Source organism: Stenotrophomonas sp. 364 (assembly GCF_009832905.1).
Classification (GTDB): Bacteria; Pseudomonadota; Gammaproteobacteria; order Xanthomonadales; family Xanthomonadaceae; genus Stenotrophomonas; species Stenotrophomonas maltophilia_AP.
In genome coordinates, this window is sequence record NZ_CP047135.1 from 4734112 (window position 1) to 4754030 (window position 19919).

Consider the following 19919-nt stretch of genomic DNA (forward strand, 5'->3'; position numbering starts at 1 on the left):
AGTTCAGACCGGATTCACTGCGTAAAACCAAGAATTCGCTAAAGATTCGTAAAACGCCGACCCGGTTCGGCCGCTTCGATTCACAACTTTTGAACGTTTCGCTGCGCTCCGCTAGGATCAAACCGATGCTCTCCGTGACCCGCCAACGCCGTCTTGCTGTCCTCGCCCTGCTGGCGACGGGCGCCGCTGCCGCCATCGGCAGTGTGTCGGCGCAGGAACCGACCCCGGATCCCGCCCGCAGTGAGGCCATGATGCGCGCCGCACGTGGGGCACCGCCGGAACGTTCGCTGTCCGACGCGGTCCGCCGCGTCCAGCGCACCACCGGCGGCCACATCCTGGGCGCCGAACGGGTGCCCTACGACGGTCGCGACATCAACCGGGTCAAGTACATGGACGATCGTGGTCGGGTCCGCTACATGGATGACCCCGCACCGGCGCGTTCACAGCCCCGCGCACCGCGATCGGATATGTCTTCACTACGCGGCGATAACCCCTGAACAGGGATAGTTGTCGCAATCAACTGTATTCCACTGGCCTCCGGCCATACCCAGGACACTAGGGAGAGTTCATGCGTATCCTTCTGGTCGAAGACGAAGCCCCGCTGCGGGAAACCCTCGCCGCCCGGCTCAAGCGCGAAGGTTTTGCCGTCGACGCTGCGCAGGACGGTGAGGAAGGTCTGTACATGGGCCGCGAAGTGCCGTTCGACGTCGGCATCATCGATCTGGGCCTGCCCAAGATGTCGGGCATGGAGCTGATCAAGGCGCTGCGCGATGAGGGCAAGAAATTCCCCGTGCTGATCCTTACCGCACGCTCGAGCTGGCAGGACAAGGTCGAAGGGCTCAAGCAGGGCGCCGACGATTACCTGGTCAAGCCGTTCCATGTCGAAGAGCTGCTGGCCCGCGTCAATGCGCTGCTGCGCCGTGCCGCTGGCTGGAGCAAGCCAACGCTGGAATGCGGGCCGGTTGCACTGGATCTTGCCGCGCAGACGGTCAGCGTCAGCGGCAGCAACGTGGACCTCACCAGCTACGAGTACAAGGTGCTGGAATACCTGATGATGCATGCCGGTGAGCTGGTCTCCAAGGCCGACCTCACCGAACACATCTACCAGCAGGATTTCGACCGCGACTCCAACGTGCTGGAAGTGTTCATCGGTCGCCTGCGCAAGAAGCTCGATGCCGACGGCGAACTCAAGCCGATCGAAACCGTGCGTGGCCGGGGCTACCGCTTCGCCATTCCGCGCAACGAGGGCTGAGCCGCTAGTCGGGCGAAGGGATGATGTCAGGCCGTCTGTGGTTCTTTAAACGCTGGCGGCCGCGCTCATTGCAGGCGCGCCAGCTGCTGGCCGCCTCGGTCGGCCTGGTCGCGTTCCTGGCCATCGCCGGCTATGCGCTGGATGCGGCGTTCGCCGATACGGCGCGCGCCAACATGCAGGATCGACTGAAAAGCTACGCGCGCGCCTACGCGGACGGTATCGACTTCACGCGCGATCGCTCGGTGTACATTCGGGAGCAGCCGCCGGATTCGCGCTTCGCAGGGCCCGGTAGCGGCCTTTACATGCAGTTGGTCATGGGCAATGGCACCACGGCAAATTCGCTTTCTGCCGAAGGACCGATGCTACCCCCCGTGCGAGGCCTTCTGGCACCCCGTCAGGAGGTATTCGAGGGACCCCTGCCGATGATTGACATCGACGGCAGCCAGGCATCCGTGTACCGCTATGGGCTGGGCCTGGTGTGGGACGCCGACGCCGACCCGGCCACCGAATTCCCGTACACCATCTACGTGATGGAGGACTCGCGCGCGCTTGGTGCGCAGCTGCGCGTGTTCCGCGGTCGTGTCTGGTTCTGGATGGGCGGCGCCGGCCTGATCCTGTTGATGCTGCAGACCGTGATCCTGCAGTGGAGCCTGCGCCCGATGCGGCGCGTGATCACCGAGTTGACCAAGGTGCAGCGCGGCGAGAGCGAGCGCATGAGCGAGCGCCACCCGCGCGAGCTGGAACCGCTGACCGACAGCATCAACGCCTTCATTGAAAGTGAGCGCGAGAATCTCGAGCGCCAGCGCAACACCCTGGCCGACCTTGCGCACAGCCTGAAAACGCCCTTGGCGGTGCTGCGTACGCAGCTCGACAGCGGTGCGCAGGACCAGGACCTGCGGCAGGAGTTCGATGTGCAGCTGCGGCGCATGAACAACCTGGTGTCCTACCAGCTGGCGCGCGCGGCATCGTCGGGGCACAAGCTGTTCTCGGCGCCGCTGCCGATCGAGTCCAACGCCGAGGAAATCGTGCGCGGGCTGGAGAAGGTGTACGCCGGCAAGGGCGTGCTGTGCGAGTTCGATATCGACGAAGGCGCGCGCTTCCACGGTGAACCGGGCGACCTGCAGGAACTGCTCGGCAACCTGCTGGAGAACGCCTTCAAGTGGGCCAAGCGCCGCGTGCTGCTCACCGCCAAGCCGTTGCCGGCGCAGGGCGCACGCCGCGCCGGGCTGGTGTTGTCGGTGGACGACGATGGCCCGGGCATCGCGCCGGAAGACATCGCCAAGGTGCTGCAGCGTGGCGTGCGCGGCGATGAGCGCGTGCAGGGCCATGGCATCGGTCTGTCGATCGTGCAGGATCTGATCAAGGATTACCGTGGCGAACTGCAGGTCAAGCGTTCGCCCGAGCTGGGCGGCGCGCGGTTCGAAGTGAAGCTGCCGCCGGGGCCGTGATCGCCGCGTGGTGCCGGCACCGCATCGACCAATGGTCGATGCCTACCGGGCGTGGCCAACGCGCCAATCCCCAGGTCGGTATGAACCCAACGGTAGGTGCCGACCGTCGGTCGGTACGCAAAACAATCACCGCGCAATGGTAGGTACCGACCGTTGGTCGGTACCCGCCAACCCCGGCGATGCCCCATAGAACCGCCGCAGATGCGCAGCCACGCCCGGCATCTCCTGGGCCAGCAGGTCCGGCGCGGAGAAGTGGTACTCGGTGACCACCGCGAAGAACTCTTCCGGCGCCTCGGCCGCATACGGGTCGATCAGCGTGTCCCGGCCACGGTCCACCTGTGCGCAGAACGTGTCATACGCTGTCTGGAAATCCTTCGCCCATTCGCGCTGCCAGTCGCGCGGGAGCGGCGGGGTGCCGTCGATCGCACCGTCGAGCGCATCGATCTTGTGCGCCATCTCATGCACGGCCACGCAGTAGCCGGCATGCGGGTCGGCGATGTCGGCCTGGATATCGGCCCAGGAGAGAATCAGTGGACCGCTGTCCCACGATTCGCCAATCAGCTCGTCGTCCCATTGGTGCAGTACGCCGGCCGCGTCCACGTGGCTGCGCTGGACGCGGAACGCGTCCGGATACACGATCAACTGCGACCAGCCGCGCAGGCCTACCTCGCCCAGCTCAAGCAGGGGCAGGCAGCACAGCGCCGCCAGCAGCACCGCATCGCTGTCATCCAGGACCAGGCCACCGACCGGGCTGATGGTTTTCTCATGCAGGAAGCGCGCGGAAAGATCGGCCAGCCGATCACGGCGTTGCGCGTCCAGTCCCCGCAGCCACGGTCCACGCTGGCAGCTGCGCTGCCACAGGCCCGGATCAATCGCGCGCGGCGTGCGCCGCAGCCAACCCCACATACGTTCGATCAGCGGAACATGCCCGGCAGGAAGCTGTGCCATTTCGGCGCGCGCAGGCGCGGCAGGACGTCGTCGTCGCCGCCACCCCCGCTGCTGGTGCCACTTGCCGCGCTCGGCTTCGCGGCCGGTGCGCGTGCAGCAGGAGCCGCCGCCGGTGCGGTGCGCTCGCTTTCGGCCGGGGAATACACGCAGCCACCCCGCCCCGGGCTGGTCAGCGCATCGGAAGCATGCGCGGCCAAGGGGGCCATCAGCAGGATCAGGCAATGGGCGAACGAGCGCATCGTCGACATCCGGAAGGGCGGGTCAGTCTTCGATTCTAGCCCGATTCAGGGCCGTGATTGGAACCCCGCCCGGCAGGCAAGCAGCGGGGCTTTCCCGCATACTTTTGCCGATCACCTGATGGAAGCTGCTGTGGACGACCGCCAACTGCTGGCCAAACTGGGCGCCGGGCGCCTGTCCGGCGACGCCCTGGCCCACGAGCTGGGCGTGACCCGCGCCGCGATTTGGAAGCGGATTCAAGGACTTAGAGCTGCCGGGGTCGAGGTGGACGGGCGCGCGGGCGAAGGCTACGGCCTGACCCGACCGCTGGACCTGCTGGACGCCGATGCCATCCGCACCCGCCTGCCGGACGCCGCCCAGGCCCTGGTGCGCGACCTGCAGGTGGCGTGGACGGTGGACTCGACCAATGCCGAATTGCTGCGGTGCAGCGCGCCTGAACAGGGCGTTCGCGTCCTGTTGACCGAGCGCCAGACCGGCGGTCGGGGCCGACGCGGCCGCACCTGGGCCTCGCCGTTGACCGCGCATGTGTACCTGTCGGTGCTGCGGCTGTTCTCCGGTGGGCTGGTGCGCCTGAGCGGCCTGAGCCTGGTGGCCGGCATCGCGGTGGCCGAAGCGCTGCACGACCTGGGCTATGTGCAGGCGCGGCTGAAGTGGCCCAACGACCTGATGGTCGACGGGCGCAAGCTGGTGGGGCTGCTCGTCGAGGGCGGCGGCGAATATGCCGGGCCGGCGCGTGCGGTGATCGGTATCGGTATCAACGTGCACATGCCGGCTGCCTTCGCCGACCAGATCACCCAGCCCTGGATCGACCTGGACACGCTGGCCGGTGCGCCGGTGGACCGCAATGCCGTGGTCGCGGCGGTGCTGGCGCGGCTGTTGCCCGCGCTGGAGACCTTTGATGCCGAGGGCCTGGCGCCGTTCCTGCCGCGCTATGCCGAACTGGATCTGCTGCGTGGCCAGACCGTGCGCGTCGAGCAGGGCGGGCAATGGCGCGAAGGTACCGCGCTGGGGTTGGCCGACGATGGCGCGCTGCGCGTGCGCATCGACGGCGTGGAGCAGCACGTGCACGCCGGCGAAGTCAGCGTGAGGGCGCAATGAGCGACTGGTTGTTCGACCTCGGCAATTCGCGGTTCAAATTCGCGCCGCTGCAGGGCGTGCGCGCCGGCGATGTGCAGGCCTGGCCGCACGGTGCCGAGACCATGCCCGCCGAGCAGCTGCAGGCACTGCCCAGTGGCGATGTCGCCTATGTGGCCAGCGTCGCCGCGCCGACCCTCACCCGCAGCATGCTGGCGATCCTGCAGGGCCGTTTCCGCGAGGTGCGGGTGGCCCGCACCCAGGCCCGCTGTGCGGGTGTGCAGGTGGCCTATGCCGACCCGGACAAGTTCGGCGTGGACCGCTTCCTGGCGCTGCTGGCCGCCGCCGAGCGCGGTGAAGCGGTGGTGGTGGCCGGGGTGGGCACCGCGTTGACCATCGACCTGCTGGATGCCGATGGCCTGCACCACGGCGGCCGCATCGCGGCATCGCCAACGACCATGCGCGAAGCGCTGCATGCGCGCGCGGTGCAGCTGCCGCCCACCGGCGGTGACTACAGCGAGTTCGCCAATGACACGGCCGACGCGCTCGCCTCCGGCTGCGACGGTGCCGCGGTGGCCCTGATCGAACGCAGCCGCGCGCAGGCGGCCAGGCTGCTGGGACACCTGCCGGCGCTGCTGGTGCATGGCGGCGGCGCGCCCGCGCTGATGCCGCTGCTGGAGGATGCGCATTACCAGCCCGCGCTGGTGCTTGACGGCCTGGCGCGCTGGGCCGTGCATCAGCCGGCAGGCACACGGTAGGATCGCCGCATGCTGACCCGTGCCCTGATCGTCGTGCTGGCCATCCTCAACCTGGGGGTGGCGTTGTGGTGGATGCTGCGGGGCGAACCGGTGCCCGCGCCGCCGCCACCGACCACCGGGGTGGCCCAGCTGCAGCTGCTGCCTGCCAGTGCGAGTGCGCCCACGGGCGCCGCCATTGCCAGCACGCCCGCCGCGGCGCTGGATGACGTGACGCCGGCACCCGTGCCGCCGCCGCCGGCCGCTGCGCCGGCGCAGGCACCGGCTGCCGAATCACCCGCCGCCACCGCGGTGGCGCCTGCGCCCGTCGCCGCACCGCCTGCGCCCGCAACGGCCGTAGCCCAAGCCCCTGCGCCCGTGCCTGCCGCGCCTGCGCAGTGCGTGAGCCTGGGTCCGTTCACCGACCGCGCCGCGGCCCAGGCCGCGCAGGCCAAGGCCGGCGGGACGCTGCGTGGCGCGCGTCTGCGCGAGGTAGCCGATGCCGGGGCTACCCGCTACCGGGTGGTCCTGCCCGCGGCCGCCAGCCGCGAGGACGCCCAGGCCACGGTCAAGCGCATCGTCGCCGCCGGGCTGAGCGACTACTACATCATCGCCAACGGTGAAGAGACCAACGCCATTGCCCTGGGCCAGTACCGCAACCGCGAGGGCGCCGAACGCCGCATGGCCGCGCTGAGTGCGGCCGGCTTCAACGCCCGGCTGATCGCAAGCGGTGGCGATGGCAGCGCGCAATGGTGGCTGGACGCGACCCTGGCGCCCCCGGCCGATGCCAGCGTCGCCCGCCAGCGCAGCGGTGCGGCCCAGCAACGCTCGCTCGACTGTGCGCGGGTGCGTTAGAATCGCCGCGCGCCATGCCGCTTTAGCTCAGTTGGTAGAGCAACTGTCTTGTAAACAGTAGGTCATCCGTTCGATTCGGATAAGCGGCACCATCTTCTGCGCACGCCTGCGATCTCCTTGGCGGCGGTGCGGTGCGCTCCTTTCAGCGCAAGCCGGAATCGGTCTGGATCTGATGCCGCCACGGGAACACCCCGTGCGCGAAGTGGCTGACGTAGCCGCCCTGCGATGCTTGGATGACCATGAACTGCAGCCCGGGCCGCAGGTCCTGCAACGCCTGCAGCTGCGCAAGGTCGAGCGCGCTGTTGCGGAGGATGAAGCTGTGCACGCTGGCAAAGCCCGACCCGGAGAACAACCGCGAATAGGCGTCGTACGCGGTGACCATGCCGTCGGGCCGTTCGTCGGCCCAGGCGGAGCGCAGTTCGGTGGACTCGGCGAAATCGAGCAGGCCAAGTCGCGGCAACGTGCTGGCGGTGGCCAGGTGCGTGATGAAGCCCTGCGTATCGCAGCCCGCACCGATCCGCAGCGTGGCCAAGTGTGGCAGGGATACATCGAAGAACGACGCATCCGGGGCATTGGGCAGCACCAGTTCGGTCAGGTGCGGCGCCTTCGCGGCGAACCGGGCCATGTCGCCGGCCTCTTCCATGATCGTGCCGCGGCGCTGGACCAGCGAGGCGTTGTGGTCGGCCGGTTCGGTGGGGCGGATCGACAGCGAGCGAAGGTGCGGGAAGTGCACCCCCGTGTCCAGCAGCGGCGTGAACTCCCACTCACGGATACCGTTGGCCCCTTCGTCAGGGCCGGTGAAGGAAAGCGAGACGATCACGTCGGCCACCTGCTGGTCGGCCAGGCACTCCAGCGTCCAGGCGAAGGTGTCGTCCCATGGGTTGCCGTGGAATTCCAGGTGCACGCCACCGTGCAGCGGTGCCAGCGCCAGGCGCTGCTCCAGGCCCACCTGGCGCGGCATGCCCGGATCGTGCGGGCCCATGCCGTTCTCGACGAGCGCGTCGATGTTGAACGCGTGGATGCGCTGCTGCAGTTCCAGCAGCGCTTGGTAGCCGGTCGTGGACGAATCGGTTCGCATCTGGCAGTCCTGGGTGAGGGGGGCGAGCAGCCTAGTGGGTCTCGGCAAACCGATACGACAACAACGACTTCACCAGGAACGTCACCTGGGTGGCCGAGCGCGCGTCCACGCGCATCACCGGCAGGCGGAAGCCGGCATCCAGCAGCGCCTGGCGCACGTCGGGCACCAGCAGCTCGGGGTGCTCATCGGTACGGGTGATGCCCACCGCCAGGCTCGCCTGCGGCGCGATCCGCGAGAACTCCTGCAGCAGCTCCACCGTGGAGGCAATCGGGTCGGGGTGGCGCGCGCTGACCAGCACGATCACGCCCAGCGCGCCTTCGCAGACCATCGGCCACATGAAATCCAGGTAGCGTTGCCCGGGCACGCCGTAGACGTGCAGCAGCTCGCCGTCGTCCAGCTCGATCGAGCTGTAGTCCAGCGCGACGGTGGTTTCAACCTTGTCGCCGTACGCGTCTTCGCTGAGCGGCATTTCGGTGCTGACCGGTTCGACATCCGAGATCGCACGCACCGCAGTGGTCTTGCCGGCGCCCATGCCGCCGACGAACACCAGTTTGTTGGCCGGCTGGCTCATGACGCGGCCCCCTGGAACAGGGTGAGGCCGAAACGCCGCGCCACCCACGAGAAGAAACGCGAATCGTTGGTTTCAGCGCGGGGCGGCGAAGGGGGCACGGGAGCGTCCTGGGTCAAGGCGAGGCCGCTGGCGAGCGCGGCGGAGAACAGCGACTGTACGGTGTCTTGCGGCATGCGGCAGGCGCTGGCCAGCGCGGTGGCACGCCACGGACGCGCGTGCAGGCGGGCAATCGCCAACAGCCAGGTGCCGGGTACGTCATCGGCACTCAGGTCGGGCCATTGGCGCAACTGCAGCGACGCCTGCGCGGCGGGGGCGGGCATCAGCTCCGGCCGATGCCGTGCGATGCAGAAGAACAGCGCTTCGAACGAATGCCGCTGCGGCAGACGGTAGGCGTACTGGTGCCGGAAGGTTTCCGCATCGATCGCGGTCAGTGACCAGGTCGCATCGTCCAGCTGCGCGGCGACCTCGGCCAGCGTGGTGGCGGCGGGCAGCGCGATGCTGCGCGTGGCCGGGTCGACCAGCAGCGTCATGCCGCCACGCTGCAGCAGGTGCAGACCCGCCGGTTGCGCATCGTGCCGGGCCAGCTGCATCAGCAGCGGCGTGCCTTGCACGACATCGGCGGTTTCCGGTGCGCGCAGCAGCAAGGTGGACAGCTGTTCGTTGATGTCGCGCACGGTGGCGCCGTGCGGAAGCTGGCCAGGCGCGGTGGCACTGAAGCGTCGTGCGATCAGCAGCGTCGGCACGCCCAGTGCACGGGCATCGGCCAGCGCGGCGGTACTGGCCGCATGGTCCAGGCTGAGCACCAGCAGGTCCACGCGTTGTCCGGACCACGCAGCCAGGGTCACGTCCATGCGCTCGGCGAGCAGCAGGGAACTGGCCAGCTTGAGCCGGGTCTGGTGCAGCAGGTCCAGGCCGAGCGCGGCGATCTGGAAGGAACGAATGGGGGTATTCATGGGGTGTCCCTGCGGCCGATGGCGGCGTGCACGCCGCACGCGTCGGCGCGAACGTCCCGCGCGGCCTGCGCCGCACGGGACATGCATCAATCAGCTGAAATCCAGGGTCTTCTCTAAGGCCTTCAGCTCATGCCGCGACATCGCCAGGTTGGCCTTGGCGCGGTCCATGATCACGTACAGGAACAGCACAGGGTTGCTCTCCAGCGGGCGGATCAGGTGGTACTGCGTGCCCAGGCTGATCAGGATGTCTTCGATACTGTCGGCCAGGCCCAGCTGTTCGGCCACGCGGCGCTTGGTGCGCACCACGTCGGTATTGCCGGCGGCGGCCAGTTCCAGGTTGATGTTGCCACCACCGAGGGTAGCCAGCGCCATGCCGCTGTCACTGTCGACCAGGGCGGCGCCGACGAAACCAGCGACCGAATTGAGCTTTTCCAGATTGAGGTTGGACACGGAAATCCTTGTGAGTCAGGCAAAGGGGAAGACAGGCCGACGGCCTGCCTGAAGGCACTGCAGGAAAGCGGAAGGCGATCAGGCCGCGCGCGGGCGCAGCACGGCGTCAAGACGGGTGGCGCACTCGCGCGCATGGAACAGCAGCACGGCCATGTTCAGGTCGTGGCTGCCCACCGCGGTCAGGGTCAGCGGTTTGTCGCCCTGGATGCGGATCAGCACCACGTTGCCCTGGCGGGTGCAGATGGTGGCGTAGTCGGCTTCGCTCAGCGCCAGTTCGCGCGAGACGGTCTCGCCCAGCGTCAGGAATGAATTGGCCATCGCGGCCAGCCGACGGCCATCCACGCCCAGCGCGGAACTCTCGGCGACGGCACGGCCATCGGCGGTGGAGAGCATCAGCAGGGTGAGGCTGGATTCGCGTTCGCGCGCCTGTCGGAAGGTCGCTTCGATGCCGTCGATGTCATACAGCTGGCGGGCCGGTTGGCTCTCGCCGCTGGCACTGCGGACGATCTGATGGATGGTACTGCGCTGCACGTACTGCCCCCTGGTACACAACAAAAACGACCAACCCGCGAGGGATTAGTCAATCAGTACTGCGAAGATGTGTGAAATGTAGCACGGAAATTTTGCCTTCACGGCAAACGCAAGATGAATCGCAGGATCGTTTTCGGCGGTGTCAAACCGCTGACGGACGCCGCCATCCCCACCGTGTCCGGATGCGACGCACCGGGTCACGCAGCGTCGCGGAGGGTCATTGCGACCGGCCTGCTGCACCGCCGCGAGTGAGCCTGCATCCGGCTGGCTAGACTGTGGCTCTTTTTTCGCATTTGCAGGAGGCATCCCATGGCCACGTATCCCCCGGTTTCCCTGATCGGCGTTCCCACCGACATCGGCGCGGGCCATCGCGGCGCCGGTCTGGGCCCGGATGCACTGCGTATCGCCGGCCTCGGCGACGCGCTGGCCGCGCGTGGCGTGGATGTGCGCGACCTGGGCAACCTGGATGGCCCGCGCAATCCGTGGACCGCGCCGGTGGAGGGCTATCGCCACCTGGACGAGGTGGTGGCGTGGAACCGCGCGCTGATGGACGCCACCTACGCCGAACTGCAGGCCGGCCGCATGCCGATCATGCTGGGCGGCGACCATTGCCTGGGCATCGGCTCGATCACCGCGGTGGCGCGCTGGTGCCGCGAGCAGGGCAAGACCCTGCGCGTGCTGTGGCTGGATGCCCATTCGGATTTCAACACCAGCGAGGTCACCCCGTCGGGCAACGTGCACGGCATGCCGGTGGCCTGCCTGTGTGGGCTGGGCCCGGAAGCATTGACCCGGTTGGGCGGCGATGCTCCGGCGATCCGCCCGCAGCAGGTGCACCAGATCGGCATCCGCTCGGTGGACCAGGAAGAAAAGCGGCTGATCAAGCAGCACCAGGTGGATGTGTATGACATGCGCTACATCGACGAAGCCGGCATGAAGCGCACCATGGAAGCTGCACTGGATGGCATCGACGCCAACACCCACCTGCATGTCAGCTTCGATGTGGACTTCCTGGACCCCAGCATCGCCCCGGGCGTGGGCACCACGGTGCCGGGTGGGGTGAACTACCGCGAGGCGCAGTTGGTGATGGAGATGATTGCCGACACCGGCCGCATGGGCTCGCTGGACATCGTGGAACTCAATCCGTTGCTGGACAACCGCAACAGCACCGCCGTGCTGGCCGTGGACCTGGTGGAAAGCCTGTTCGGAAAATCCACCCTGATGCGCGACTGAGGGCCCGCCCGCCGGGGTTTTCCTGAAATTTGCTGAACGCTGCCAAGGTGCGTTCACATTCACTGCACGCCCCTCCCGCCAGATTGCACTTCACGCGGCGGCGGTGCTGGAAACAGCCACGACGTCACCGCGATCGGGAAGAGGATCTGCCATTGCCGCCGTGCGGTGGCCGGTTCATCTGACAGGTGGGACCGGATTGCCGGTGTCGACGTAGATTAAACAGGAGAACCCCATGAAGCGTGTTATTGCACTGATGCTGTTGTCGATGTTCTCGGTGGCCATGCTGTCCGGCTGCAACACCGTTGCCGGTGCTGGCAAGGACGTGCAGAAGGCAGGCGAGACGGTCGAAGACGCTGCCAAGGGCAACTGATTCAACCGATCATGCGTCAACAAGAAAGGCCGGGATCTCCCGGCCTTTTTTTGTATGCGCGCGATTCAATGCGCGCGCTCGCCACGGCACGCCCGTGCGTGCACCGGCCATTCAACCACGTGAGCATGCGTTTCATCCACGCTTGACCGCCACCGAACGTCGTCCATCGCATTCTGTCCGTGCGGCGAAGGTGCCGTTGCAATCAAGGAAGCGAACCCATGAACAAAGACATCATTTCCGGCAAGTGGACGCAGCTCAAGGGTAAGGCCCAGGCCAAGTGGGGCGACCTCACCGACGACGATTTCAAGGTAGCCGAAGGCAACGCCGAGTACTTGGCCGGTCGCCTGCAGGAACGCTATGGCTGGGCCCGCGACCGCGCCGAAACCGAGGTCCGCGACTTCGAAACCGCCATTCGCAAGGACTACCCAGATTACAAATGACGCCGGCACGCACGTGCCAGTGACAGCTTCACCGGGTGTATGAAACGAAACGGGCCGCATCGCGCGGCCCGTTTCGTTTGTGCATGCGCCGCCCTCAACGGCGGCCATCGTCGCCCGGCGGGTCGGGCACGTACTGCGACGGGAACGCACGGGGTCCGTCCTGGCGCGGCTGTTGCACCGGCAGGATGCCGCGTGCGCGCAGGTTGCGGGCGCTGTCATAGCGCAGCTCGGTCTGCTGTACGGGGTAGTCGGTGGCGCGCTCGAATGTGGTGTCGCGTACCTGCGAGGTTTCGCGCGCGCCATGCCCGGTGCCCAGCCGCTGGGCCGGTGCAGGCGCCGCGGCAGCCGAACCGCGCGCGCTGTCGGCCATGGCCTCGGCCTGCGCGCCGGCGTCCTGCGTGGACAACCGGCGGCGCCCCGGTACGGGCTTGAGCGCGGGCGTGGTCAGCACCGCGCCGGCTTCGCGGAACACCGCGATGCCGATCACCCCGATGTTGTCCGGGCGGCCGGTGCGCCCGGCGTAGCTCTTGCCGGGCGAGGTGAACACGAACTGCGCCACCTCGTCCTGCGACTTGCGCCAGCCGCTGATGTCGGCGGTCTGCCAGGGGTTGAGCACGTAGCCGGTCTGGCCGGGCGCGGCCACCTCGCCGCTGATGGCGTTCAGGCCATCCACCGACACCACCACCAGCACCCGCTCGGCGCTGTGGTTGCGCAGCCGCACGCTGTAGCGGTGGCCCTTTTCCCCCGCGATCCAGCGCTGGCTGCCGCCGCGGTACTGCGGCAGCGTGGTGCCCGCATCGCGGTCCAGCACGGTCAGGTAGACCGGGCCCGGGTCCAGACGCGGGGGCAGCGGGGCCGGGCGGAAGCCGCACAGGGCCAGCACGGCGAGCAGGGGCAGCAACAGGCGTTTCATGGCACGGCTCCACGTTGGGGTGATGGATTGAACGGCTCACCGTTGCCAACGGGGTTGGGCCGGGGCAGGTAAACTGGCGTGGTTCACCTGTCCGTAATGATTCCCCTATGACCACCCGCGTTCTTACCGGCATCACCCCCTCCGGCACCCCCCACCTGGGCAACTATGTGGGCGCCATCCGCCCGGCCATCGCGGCCAGCCAGGCGTCGGAGATCGAGAGCTTCTTCTTCCTGGCCGACCTGCACAGCCTGATCAAGGCGCAGGAACCCGAGCGTACCCAGCGCTCGACCCTGGAGATCGCGGCCAGCTGGCTGGCCTGCGGGCTGGACCCGGACAAGGTGTGGTTCTACCGGCAGAGCGACATTCCCGAAACCACCGAGCTGATGTGGTTCCTCACCGTGATCGCCAGCAAGGGCATCCTCAACCGCGCCCATGCCTACAAGGCAGCGGTGGACAAGAACCGCGAGGAGCAGCTGGACGAGGACGCCGGGATCAGCGCCGGGCTGTTCATGTACCCGGTGCTGATGGCCGCCGACATCCTGATCTTCAAGGCCAACCGCGTGCCGGTGGGTCGCGACCAGATCCAGCACATCGAGATGGCGCGCGACTTCGCCCAGCGCTTCAACCACGTGTACGGCAAGGCGTACTTCCCGCTGCCGGAGGTGGTGATCGACGAACAGGTGGCCACCCTGGCCGGCCTGGACGGGCGCAAGATGAGCAAGAGTTACCACAACACCATTCCGCTGTTCGCCCCGCGCGCGGAGCTGAAGAAGCTGGTGTTCTCCATCCTCACCGATTCGCGCGCACCGGGCGAACCGAAGAGCACCGACGGCTCGGCGCTGTTCCAGATGTACCAGGCCTTCGCCAGCGCCGAACAGACCGCCGCGTTTGCGCAGGCCTTCGCCGACGGCATCAGCTGGGGCGATGCCAAGCAGCAGCTGTTCGAGCGCATCGACGCCGAGCTCACCCCGCTGCGCGAGCGCTACGAGGCGCTGATGGCCGAGCCGGAAAAGATCGAGGCGCTGCTGCGTCGCCGTGGCCAGCAGCTGCGCGAGCAGTACGCCGTGCCGCTGCTGAAGGAACTGCGCCATGCGGTGGGCCTGCGTGACCTGTCCAGCGCCGGCGACATCGCCGGTGACGATGCCACCGAAGCGCGCGCGGCACCGCCGCTGTTCAAGCAGTACCGCGAGCAGGACGGCCGCTTCTACTTCAAGCTGCTGGCCGGTGACGGCAGCCTGCTGATCCAGAGCGAAGGCTTCGATTCGCCGCGCGATGCCGGCCAGTTGATCGGCGTGCTCAAGCAGACCGAACACGGCGATGGCCTGCAGAGCGAGCTGTTCAAGCTGGATGCCGAAGTGGACGTGGTGCTGGCCGCATTGCAGGAACTGCGCGGGTTGGCATGATTGACGCGGGTACCGACCAACGGTCGGTACCTACGGAAGGGGCGGTCGCATGGCGATGACGGTCATCGCCTGCACCGCCCCCATCAACCCCAACCGCCCCACGTGGCATGATGCGGGCATCCTGAAGGGGAGACTGCGATGGCCTGGTTGTCGTTGTTGTTGTTCCTGCCCTGGTTCGTGCTGCTGGGTGCGCTGTACTGGCTGTTCCCGCGGCAACCGCGTCATGCGGCGCGGCGCGCGTTCGATGCCATCGCGCTGCTGCTGGCCTTCGTGCTGAGCATCGCGGCGATGCTGTGGGGCCACCATATCGGCGTGGTGCAATCCGATGCCGGGCCGATCTGGCGCCAGGTGCTGGCGGTGCTGTACGCCTATGGCGCGTTCCTGGCGGTGCTGGTCGGCGCGATCCTGCTGCGCACCCCGTGGCTGGCCCAGCGTGCGACCAAAGCCGCATCGAAGCGGGCCGGTGGATCGTCCTAAGATGGCGGCGTAATCCGCCCGGGATGATCCGATGTCGTTCGACCCCAGCATCCACACCATCGATACCGGCTTCATGCAACGCGGCAGTTTCGACGCGGCCTACCTGGTCGTGGAGAACGGCCGCGGTGCGTTCATCGACTGCGGCACCGGCCTGGCCGTCCCGGCGATGCTGGCCGCGCTGCAACGCGCCGGGCTGGCCGTGGACGCGGTGGACTGGCTGATCCTCACCCACGTGCACCTGGACCACGCCGGCGGCGCTGGCCTGCTGATGCAGCAGCTGCCGCACGCCCGGCTGGTGGTGCATCCGCGCGGTGCGCCGCACATGGTCGATCCAACCCGGCTGATCGCCGGGGCGACCGAGGTGTATGGGCAGACGCAGATCGAGCACAGCTACGGCCCGATCCTGCCGGTCAGCCCCGACCGCGTGGTCATCGCCGACGACGGCCATTGCGTGGACCTGGCCGGGCGCAGCCTGCTCTGCATCGACACCCCCGGCCACGCGCGCCACCACCTGTGCGTGTGGGACGCGCGCAGCCGCGCATGGTTCACCGGCGACACCTTCGGGTTGTCCTACCGCGAGCTGGACAGTGATCGTGGCGCGTTCATCGTGCCCACCTCCTCGCCGGTGCAGTTCGACCCGGAACCGCTGAAACAGTCGATCGCGCGCCTGCTGGCGGCCGCGCCGCAGGCGATGTTCCTGACCCATTACGGCCGCGTCGAGGACGTGGCCAGACTGGGCGCCGACCTGGTCGAGCAGATCGATGCCATGGTCCACATCGGGCACCAGTGCGATGCGCGCCCCGACCGCCACCGCTGCCTGGTGGCGGCGCTGACCGCGCTGTACCTGGAGCGCGCGCAGGCGCACGGGTGCAGGCTTGACGACGCGGCGGTGACGCAGGTGCTGGCGATGGACATCGAACTCAATGCGCAGGGCCTGGCCTGCTGGCTGGACCGCGACCGCCGGTAGGCCATGACCGTCGGTCGTGGTGCTCCCGGCATCGCCGCCACGGCATCCGCTGCACGGTCATGCAGGTGTCACGTTACACTCGCAGGCCCTTGCTTTCCGTGCTGGTGCCTGCCGTGAATCCGATGCGCATGTTGCTGCTGTCGTCCTGCCTGTTCGTGGGTGGCTTGGCCCACGCGGCCAATGACCTGCCCGGCGGCGGCATCGACCCGCAGGCACTGTCGCGGCACGTGCGCATCCTGGCCTCGGACGACTTCGAAGGTCGCGCCCCGGCCACGCCGGGCGAAGAGCGCACGGTTCAGTACCTGATCGAAGAATTCAAGAAGTACGGCCTGCAGCCCGGCGGCGTGGACGGCAGCTGGGTGCAGCCGGTGCCGATGGTGCGCGCCCAGGTTGACGGGCCGGTGCGCGCGCAGCTGCGCCAGAAGGGCAGCACCCGCACCCTGGCCAATGGCGAGGACGTGACCCTGCAGAGCCTGCGCCCGCAACAGGCGGTGGCCATCAAGGACGCACCGCTGGTGTTCGTCGGCTACGGCATCGACGCACCCGAGCGGCAGTGGAACGACTACAAGGACGTGGACCTGCACGGCAAGATCGCCGTGGTGCTGATCAACGATGCCGACTTCGAGGCCGATCAGCCCGGTGCGTTCGATGGCAAGGCGGTGACCTACTACGGCCGCTGGACCTACAAGTTCGAAGAGGCCGCCCGCCGCGGCGCGCAGGGCGTGCTGATCGTGCATGAAACCGCACCGGCCGCGTATGGCTGGGCCACGGTGAAGAGCTCGGGCACCTCGCCGCTGTTCGATATCGAGCGCACCCCCGAGCAGGCGCTGGCCCAGCACGTGCCGGTGCGCGGCTGGATGCAGCGCAGCCTGGCCGAGCAGTTGTTCCGCGACGCCGGCCTGGATTTCGACGCCGAAAAGCGCAAGGCCATGACCCCGGCGTTCAAGCCGGTGGCACTGGGCGATGCGCGCCTGTCGGTGGACTTCAAGCTCAAGCGCGAGCAGGTCATCACCCGCAACGTGGTGGCCAAGCTGCCCGGCGGCGCGCATGCCGATGAAGCGGTGATCTTCTCCGCGCATTGGGACGCGTTCGGCATCGGCCAGCCCGATGCCAAGGGCGACCGCATCCGCCGTGGTGCGATCGACAACGCCACCGGCGTGGCCACTGTGCTGGAGCTGGGCCGGGTGTTCGCCGCCGGCCCGCAGCCGCAGCGCACGCTGTACTTCGTGGCGCTGACCGCTGAAGAGAAGGGCCTGCTCGGCGCCAGCTACTACGCCGCGCACCCGCTCGCCCCGCTGGACAAGACCGCTGCGGTGTTGAACATCGAGATGTTCAGCCCGGATGGCCCGACCCGTGACATCGCGTCCTGGGGCAAGGGCCGGGTGTCGCTGGAAGGCGACCTGGAGCGCGTGGCCAAGGCCCGTGGCCGCAGCTATTCGCCGGACCCGAACCTGGAAGCCGGCTTCTTCTACCGTGCCGACCACTTCGCTTTCGCCCGCCTGGGCGTGCCGGCGATCACCATCGGTCCGGGGTTGGACATGACCGACGGCGGCGTGGAGAAGGGCCGTGAACTGCGCGATGCCTACTTCGCCGCGTGCTACCACCAGGCCTGCGACGCGTGGACCCCCACGTGGGACGCCAGCGGCCATGCCGCCGATACCCTGCTGGTGTACGACCTGGGCGCCGAGCTGGCCAACAGCCGCCGCTGGCCGCATTGGGAACAGGGGTCGGAGTTCCGCAAGGTACGCGAGCAGAGCGAAGCCTCGCGCCGCTGAGGCACCTCAGCGGCGGCGCGGTCCACGGCGTGGACCACGCCGCGGCAGCGGGTTCGGGGGCGGCAGGGGTCGCCCCGATCGCAGCAGGGCCCACCCGAAGCCGACCATCCCCAGCGCGATCGCCGCCTCCATGCACTGCTGCACGGTGAAGGCCACCGGCGAGAGTTCGTACCAGAGCCAGCGCGGCGGCCCACGCACGTTGGCCAGAGTCACCCCGCGGTAGACCGCCACCGCGATCTTGAGCAACATCCCGGCACTCAGCGCGACCGCCGCAACGAAGGCGTAACCGCCCGCGCGCCCGCGATACCGCCAGCGCCACTGCCGGAACAGGGTGACCACGCACAGCAGGGCCGCGCCCAGGAGCACCCCGGTCAACGCATGTTGAACCGGTCTCAGCCAAGGTCGCAGGGGCTGGTCGCGCTGCTCCAATCGTTGGCAAGCCAGTGCGTGCGCCTGCTGCTCCAGCGCGGTAGGCGCGCGGGCCACGCTGCTGGGGTGGCGGTCGGGCACCGGCTGCCCGGCGCGGCATTCGCGGGCACCGCCCACGGCCGGGATCAACAGCCCCAGCCCGATCAACATCCACAGGATCCATCCCCGCACCGCCACGTCCCTCTGCTGCGTCATCCAATGCCCCACGCCGCATCATCGGCGCAGGGTCACGGAGAAGGGTACGCGATCGGCCGGCGGTGATTGAAGCGCGGGCCGCGTGTGCGGCCCGCCACGGACGACGGCTTACGGGTGGGTGCGGGTGCCGTCCAACCAGTTGGGGCCCTTGTTCTTCAGGAAGAACACGTACACCACCAGCGATACCGCAATGATCGCGGTGACATACCAGGCGAACTGGCCTACCCGATCGCTGCTCTTGGCCGCCTGGTACAGCAGGGGCGCGGTCCCGCCGAACAGCGAGTTGGCCATCGCATAGCCGAAGCCCACGCCCAGTGCACGCACGTGGGTGGGGAACAGCTCGGCCTTCACCACTGCGTTGATCGAGGTGTAGCCGGTCAGGATCACAAAGCCGATCGCCAGAATCACGAAGGCCATCAGCGGATCCTGCTGCTGGGGCAGGGCCGTGATCAGGTAGTGGCTGTACAGCACGCCGCCCACGCCGAAAAACACCAGCAGGCTCTTGCGGCCGACGATGTCGGACAACCAGCCGCCAATGGGCTGCAGCACCATCAGGAAGGTCAGTACGCCCAGGTTGATCAGCGTACCGGTCATCACGTCGGTGCCGGCGAAGGCGCTCTGGATCATCTTCGGCCCGTTCACCGAGTAGGTGTAGAAGGCCACGGTGCCACCGGCGGTGATCAGGAAGCACAGCAGCAGCGGACGCCACTGGTGCACGAACAGCTCGTACATCGAGCCGGACGCCTTGGCCCGCCCTTCCTTGGCCGCTTCGATGGAATCCTCGCCCAGCGATTCGTCCATGCTGCGGCGCAGCCAGAACACCACGATGGCGGCGATGCCGCCGATGCCGAAGGCGATGCGCCAGCCCCATTCGGAGATCTGCGGCTTGTCCCAGAAGGTGAGCATGCCCAGCAGGGTCAGCTGCGCCAGTACGTGGCCGCCCACCAGGGTGACGTAGTGGAACGAGGACAGGAACCCGCGCCGGCCGGGAATGGCCGCCTCGGACATGTAGGTGGCGCTGGTGCCGTATTCACCGCCGGTGGCAAAGCCCTGCAGCAGGCGCGCGAACAGCAGGATCACCGCCGCCCAGATGCCGATCTGCGAGGCGGTGGGGGTGATGGCGATGAGGAACGAACAGCCGGCCATCACCGTGACCGAGACCGTCAGCGCCAGGCGCCGGCCGTAGCGGTCGGCGAAGCGGCCGAAGTACCAGGCACCGATGGGGCGCATCAGGAAGGTGGCGGCGAAGATCGCCCAGACGTACATGGTCGAGTTCTTGTCGGCGGCCGAGAAGAACTGCGATTCGAAATACACCGCGAACACGGAGTAGACGTAGACGTCATACCACTCGACGAGATTGCCGGCCGAGCCTTTGAGGGTGTTGGAGATCGAGCGCCGCAGCGCGGCCCGCTCGGGGTGTGCCACGGCGGCGGGGGAGGGAGTACTCATGCAGGGAGGGTGTCCTGGCTGGGAAACGATGGTGCGTCACCCTTGTTACCCTACCGCACGTCAACGACAGGTGCCCGACACCGGCGCCCCGGCAGGCCAAAGCAGACACAGCTTGCCGTTTTCTTTCGTGAACCGGGCAG

23 protein-coding genes and 1 tRNA gene are annotated in these 19919 nt (G+C 67.9%); 14 read left to right on the forward strand and 10 right to left on the reverse strand.

Going from position 1 to position 19919, the window contains the following annotated elements:
* Positions 1-125: 125 nt before the first annotated feature.
* The 3 genes from GQ674_RS20990 to GQ674_RS21000 all read left to right on the forward strand — a co-directional run bounded on the left by GQ674_RS20990 (position 126) and on the right by GQ674_RS21000 (position 2700).
* The gene (locus tag GQ674_RS20990) at positions 126-497 is read left to right on the forward strand and encodes a hypothetical protein (RefSeq protein WP_201290296.1); all 372 of its coding nucleotides are present in this window, start codon (positions 126-128) and stop codon (positions 495-497) included.
* 71 nt (positions 498-568) lie between these two features.
* Positions 569-1252: a response regulator transcription factor gene (locus GQ674_RS20995; protein ID WP_038691087.1), complete on the forward strand. Its 684-nt coding sequence runs from the start codon at positions 569-571 to the stop codon at positions 1250-1252.
* Positions 1253-1275: 23 nt separating this feature from the next.
* Positions 1276-2700 (forward strand): ATP-binding protein, encoded by a 1425-nt coding sequence (locus GQ674_RS21000; protein WP_159499009.1) that lies wholly within the window; start codon positions 1276-1278, stop codon positions 2698-2700.
* A gap of 126 nt (positions 2701-2826) precedes the next feature.
* On the opposite strand, the gene GQ674_RS21005 is transcribed toward GQ674_RS21000, so the two are convergent.
* A complete protein-coding gene (locus GQ674_RS21005; protein WP_159499011.1) occupies positions 2827-3648 on the reverse strand; it encodes a M90 family metallopeptidase in 822 nt (273 codons plus the stop codon).
* Positions 3615-3887 carry a hypothetical protein gene (locus GQ674_RS21010; RefSeq protein WP_159499013.1) on the reverse strand — a complete coding sequence of 91 codons (273 nt, stop codon included), beginning with the start codon at positions 3885-3887 and terminating at the stop codon, positions 3615-3617. The genes GQ674_RS21005 and GQ674_RS21010 overlap by 34 nt, the downstream gene beginning before the upstream one ends.
* A gap of 118 nt (positions 3888-4005) precedes the next feature.
* Here GQ674_RS21010 and birA point away from each other — a divergent pair, with 118 nt between their 5' ends.
* The 4 genes from birA to GQ674_RS21030 all read left to right on the forward strand — a co-directional run bounded on the left by birA (position 4006) and on the right by GQ674_RS21030 (position 6640).
* A complete protein-coding gene (gene birA, locus GQ674_RS21015) occupies positions 4006-4983 on the forward strand; it encodes a bifunctional biotin--[acetyl-CoA-carboxylase] ligase/biotin operon repressor BirA (protein WP_201290194.1) in 978 nt (325 codons plus the stop codon).
* Entirely contained in the window at positions 4980-5717 is a 738-nt protein-coding gene (locus tag GQ674_RS21020; RefSeq protein ID WP_141058168.1) for a type III pantothenate kinase, read from the forward strand. The genes birA and GQ674_RS21020 overlap by 4 nt, the downstream gene beginning before the upstream one ends.
* Positions 5718-5726: 9 nt before the next feature.
* The gene (locus GQ674_RS21025; protein WP_159499015.1) at positions 5727-6548 is read left to right on the forward strand and encodes an SPOR domain-containing protein; all 822 of its coding nucleotides are present in this window, start codon (positions 5727-5729) and stop codon (positions 6546-6548) included.
* 16 nt (positions 6549-6564) lie between these two features.
* Positions 6565-6640: transfer RNA gene (locus tag GQ674_RS21030), tRNA-Thr, on the forward strand.
* Between the two features lie 50 nt (positions 6641-6690).
* On the opposite strand, the gene GQ674_RS21035 is transcribed toward GQ674_RS21030, so the two are convergent.
* The 5 genes from GQ674_RS21035 to GQ674_RS21055 form a co-directional block, all read right to left on the reverse strand.
* The gene (locus GQ674_RS21035) at positions 6691-7626 is read right to left on the reverse strand and encodes a hypothetical protein (protein ID WP_159499017.1); all 936 of its coding nucleotides are present in this window, start codon (positions 7624-7626) and stop codon (positions 6691-6693) included.
* A gap of 31 nt (positions 7627-7657) precedes the next feature.
* Positions 7658-8197 (reverse strand): ATP/GTP-binding protein, encoded by a 540-nt coding sequence (locus tag GQ674_RS21040; RefSeq protein WP_159499019.1) that lies wholly within the window; start codon positions 8195-8197, stop codon positions 7658-7660.
* Positions 8194-9150, reverse strand: a complete 957-nt coding sequence (locus GQ674_RS21045; protein ID WP_159499021.1) for a hypothetical protein — start codon at positions 9148-9150, stop codon at positions 8194-8196. The genes GQ674_RS21040 and GQ674_RS21045 overlap by 4 nt, the downstream gene beginning before the upstream one ends.
* 90 nt (positions 9151-9240) lie before the next feature.
* Positions 9241-9600, reverse strand: coding sequence for a roadblock/LC7 domain-containing protein (locus GQ674_RS21050; RefSeq protein WP_159499023.1), 360 nt, complete (start codon positions 9598-9600; stop codon positions 9241-9243).
* Between the two features lie 78 nt (positions 9601-9678).
* Positions 9679-10131, reverse strand: coding sequence for a roadblock/LC7 domain-containing protein (locus tag GQ674_RS21055; protein WP_159499025.1), 453 nt, complete (start codon positions 10129-10131; stop codon positions 9679-9681).
* A gap of 309 nt (positions 10132-10440) precedes the next feature.
* Between GQ674_RS21055 and rocF the strand changes: the two genes are divergently transcribed.
* The 3 genes from rocF (at position 10441) to GQ674_RS21070 (ending at position 12171) form a co-directional block, all read left to right on the forward strand.
* Positions 10441-11361, forward strand: a complete 921-nt coding sequence (rocF, locus tag GQ674_RS21060; RefSeq protein WP_159499027.1) for an arginase — start codon at positions 10441-10443, stop codon at positions 11359-11361.
* A 232-nt stretch (positions 11362-11593) separates the two neighbouring features.
* Positions 11594-11731: an entericidin A/B family lipoprotein gene (locus tag GQ674_RS21065; protein WP_137191860.1), complete on the forward strand. Its 138-nt coding sequence runs from the start codon at positions 11594-11596 to the stop codon at positions 11729-11731.
* Positions 11732-11949: 218 nt separating this feature from the next.
* Positions 11950-12171, forward strand: a complete 222-nt coding sequence (locus tag GQ674_RS21070) for a CsbD family protein (RefSeq protein ID WP_038691077.1) — start codon at positions 11950-11952, stop codon at positions 12169-12171.
* Between the two features lie 94 nt (positions 12172-12265).
* Here GQ674_RS21070 and GQ674_RS21075 read toward each other — a convergent pair whose 3' ends face one another.
* Positions 12266-13084 (reverse strand): hypothetical protein, encoded by an 819-nt coding sequence (locus GQ674_RS21075; RefSeq protein WP_159499029.1) that lies wholly within the window; start codon positions 13082-13084, stop codon positions 12266-12268.
* 107 nt (positions 13085-13191) lie between these two features.
* On the opposite strand from GQ674_RS21075, the gene GQ674_RS21080 reads away from it, so the two are divergent.
* The 4 genes from GQ674_RS21080 to GQ674_RS21095 all read left to right on the forward strand — a co-directional run bounded on the left by GQ674_RS21080 (position 13192) and on the right by GQ674_RS21095 (position 17706).
* Entirely contained in the window at positions 13192-14487 is a 1296-nt protein-coding gene (locus tag GQ674_RS21080; protein ID WP_159499031.1) for a tryptophan--tRNA ligase, read from the forward strand.
* 138 nt (positions 14488-14625) lie between these two features.
* Positions 14626-14964, forward strand: a complete 339-nt coding sequence (locus GQ674_RS21085) for a hypothetical protein (RefSeq protein ID WP_159499033.1) — start codon at positions 14626-14628, stop codon at positions 14962-14964.
* Between the two features lie 31 nt (positions 14965-14995).
* Positions 14996-15931, forward strand: a complete 936-nt coding sequence (locus GQ674_RS21090; RefSeq protein WP_159499035.1) for an MBL fold metallo-hydrolase — start codon at positions 14996-14998, stop codon at positions 15929-15931.
* Between the two features lie 122 nt (positions 15932-16053).
* Positions 16054-17706 (forward strand): M28 family metallopeptidase, encoded by a 1653-nt coding sequence (locus tag GQ674_RS21095; protein WP_137191895.1) that lies wholly within the window; start codon positions 16054-16056, stop codon positions 17704-17706.
* Between the two features lie 6 nt (positions 17707-17712).
* Here the strand turns inward: GQ674_RS21095 and GQ674_RS21100 are convergent, their stop codons facing one another.
* Together GQ674_RS21100 and GQ674_RS21105 are read right to left on the reverse strand one after the other, a co-directional pair.
* Positions 17713-18330: a hypothetical protein gene (locus GQ674_RS21100; protein WP_159499037.1), complete on the reverse strand. Its 618-nt coding sequence runs from the start codon at positions 18328-18330 to the stop codon at positions 17713-17715.
* Between the two features lie 108 nt (positions 18331-18438).
* Positions 18439-19779 carry an MFS transporter gene (locus GQ674_RS21105; protein WP_159499039.1) on the reverse strand — a complete coding sequence of 447 codons (1341 nt, stop codon included), beginning with the start codon at positions 19777-19779 and terminating at the stop codon, positions 18439-18441.
* Positions 19780-19919 lie beyond the last annotated feature (140 nt).

Excerpts from the sequence above, each read along its gene's own strand:
- GQ674_RS21005 (WP_159499011.1), bottom strand. The coding sequence starts at position 3,648 with ATGGCACAGCTTCCTGCCGGGCATGTTCCGCTGATCGAACGTATGTGG.
- GQ674_RS21070 (WP_038691077.1), top strand. The coding sequence starts at position 11,950 with ATGAACAAAGACATCATTTCCGGCAAGTGGACGCAGCTCAAGGGTAAG.
- GQ674_RS21080 (WP_159499031.1), top strand. The coding sequence starts at position 13,192 with ATGACCACCCGCGTTCTTACCGGCATCACCCCCTCCGGCACCCCCCAC.
- GQ674_RS21035 (WP_159499017.1), bottom strand. The coding sequence starts at position 7,626 with ATGCGAACCGATTCGTCCACGACCGGCTACCAAGCGCTGCTGGAACTG.
- GQ674_RS21075 (WP_159499029.1), bottom strand. The coding sequence starts at position 13,084 with ATGAAACGCCTGTTGCTGCCCCTGCTCGCCGTGCTGGCCCTGTGCGGC.
- GQ674_RS21100 (WP_159499037.1), bottom strand. The coding sequence starts at position 18,330 with ATGACGCAGCAGAGGGACGTGGCGGTGCGGGGATGGATCCTGTGGATG.
- GQ674_RS21000 (WP_159499009.1), top strand. The coding sequence starts at position 1,276 with ATGTCAGGCCGTCTGTGGTTCTTTAAACGCTGGCGGCCGCGCTCATTG.
- GQ674_RS21095 (WP_137191895.1), top strand. The coding sequence starts at position 16,054 with ATGCGCATGTTGCTGCTGTCGTCCTGCCTGTTCGTGGGTGGCTTGGCC.
- GQ674_RS21020 (WP_141058168.1), top strand. The coding sequence starts at position 4,980 with ATGAGCGACTGGTTGTTCGACCTCGGCAATTCGCGGTTCAAATTCGCG.
- GQ674_RS21010 (WP_159499013.1), bottom strand. The coding sequence starts at position 3,887 with ATGCGCTCGTTCGCCCATTGCCTGATCCTGCTGATGGCCCCCTTGGCC.
- GQ674_RS21105 (WP_159499039.1), bottom strand. The coding sequence starts at position 19,779 with ATGAGTACTCCCTCCCCCGCCGCCGTGGCACACCCCGAGCGGGCCGCG.
- GQ674_RS20995 (WP_038691087.1), top strand. The coding sequence starts at position 569 with ATGCGTATCCTTCTGGTCGAAGACGAAGCCCCGCTGCGGGAAACCCTC.
- GQ674_RS21090 (WP_159499035.1), top strand. The coding sequence starts at position 14,996 with ATGTCGTTCGACCCCAGCATCCACACCATCGATACCGGCTTCATGCAA.
- GQ674_RS21040 (WP_159499019.1), bottom strand. The coding sequence starts at position 8,197 with ATGAGCCAGCCGGCCAACAAACTGGTGTTCGTCGGCGGCATGGGCGCC.
- GQ674_RS20990 (WP_201290296.1), top strand. The coding sequence starts at position 126 with ATGCTCTCCGTGACCCGCCAACGCCGTCTTGCTGTCCTCGCCCTGCTG.
- rocF (WP_159499027.1), top strand. The coding sequence starts at position 10,441 with ATGGCCACGTATCCCCCGGTTTCCCTGATCGGCGTTCCCACCGACATC.
- GQ674_RS21045 (WP_159499021.1), bottom strand. The coding sequence starts at position 9,150 with ATGAATACCCCCATTCGTTCCTTCCAGATCGCCGCGCTCGGCCTGGAC.
- GQ674_RS21025 (WP_159499015.1), top strand. The coding sequence starts at position 5,727 with ATGCTGACCCGTGCCCTGATCGTCGTGCTGGCCATCCTCAACCTGGGG.
- GQ674_RS21085 (WP_159499033.1), top strand. The coding sequence starts at position 14,626 with ATGGCCTGGTTGTCGTTGTTGTTGTTCCTGCCCTGGTTCGTGCTGCTG.
- GQ674_RS21065 (WP_137191860.1), top strand. The coding sequence starts at position 11,594 with ATGAAGCGTGTTATTGCACTGATGCTGTTGTCGATGTTCTCGGTGGCC.
- birA (WP_201290194.1), top strand. The coding sequence starts at position 4,006 with ATGGAAGCTGCTGTGGACGACCGCCAACTGCTGGCCAAACTGGGCGCC.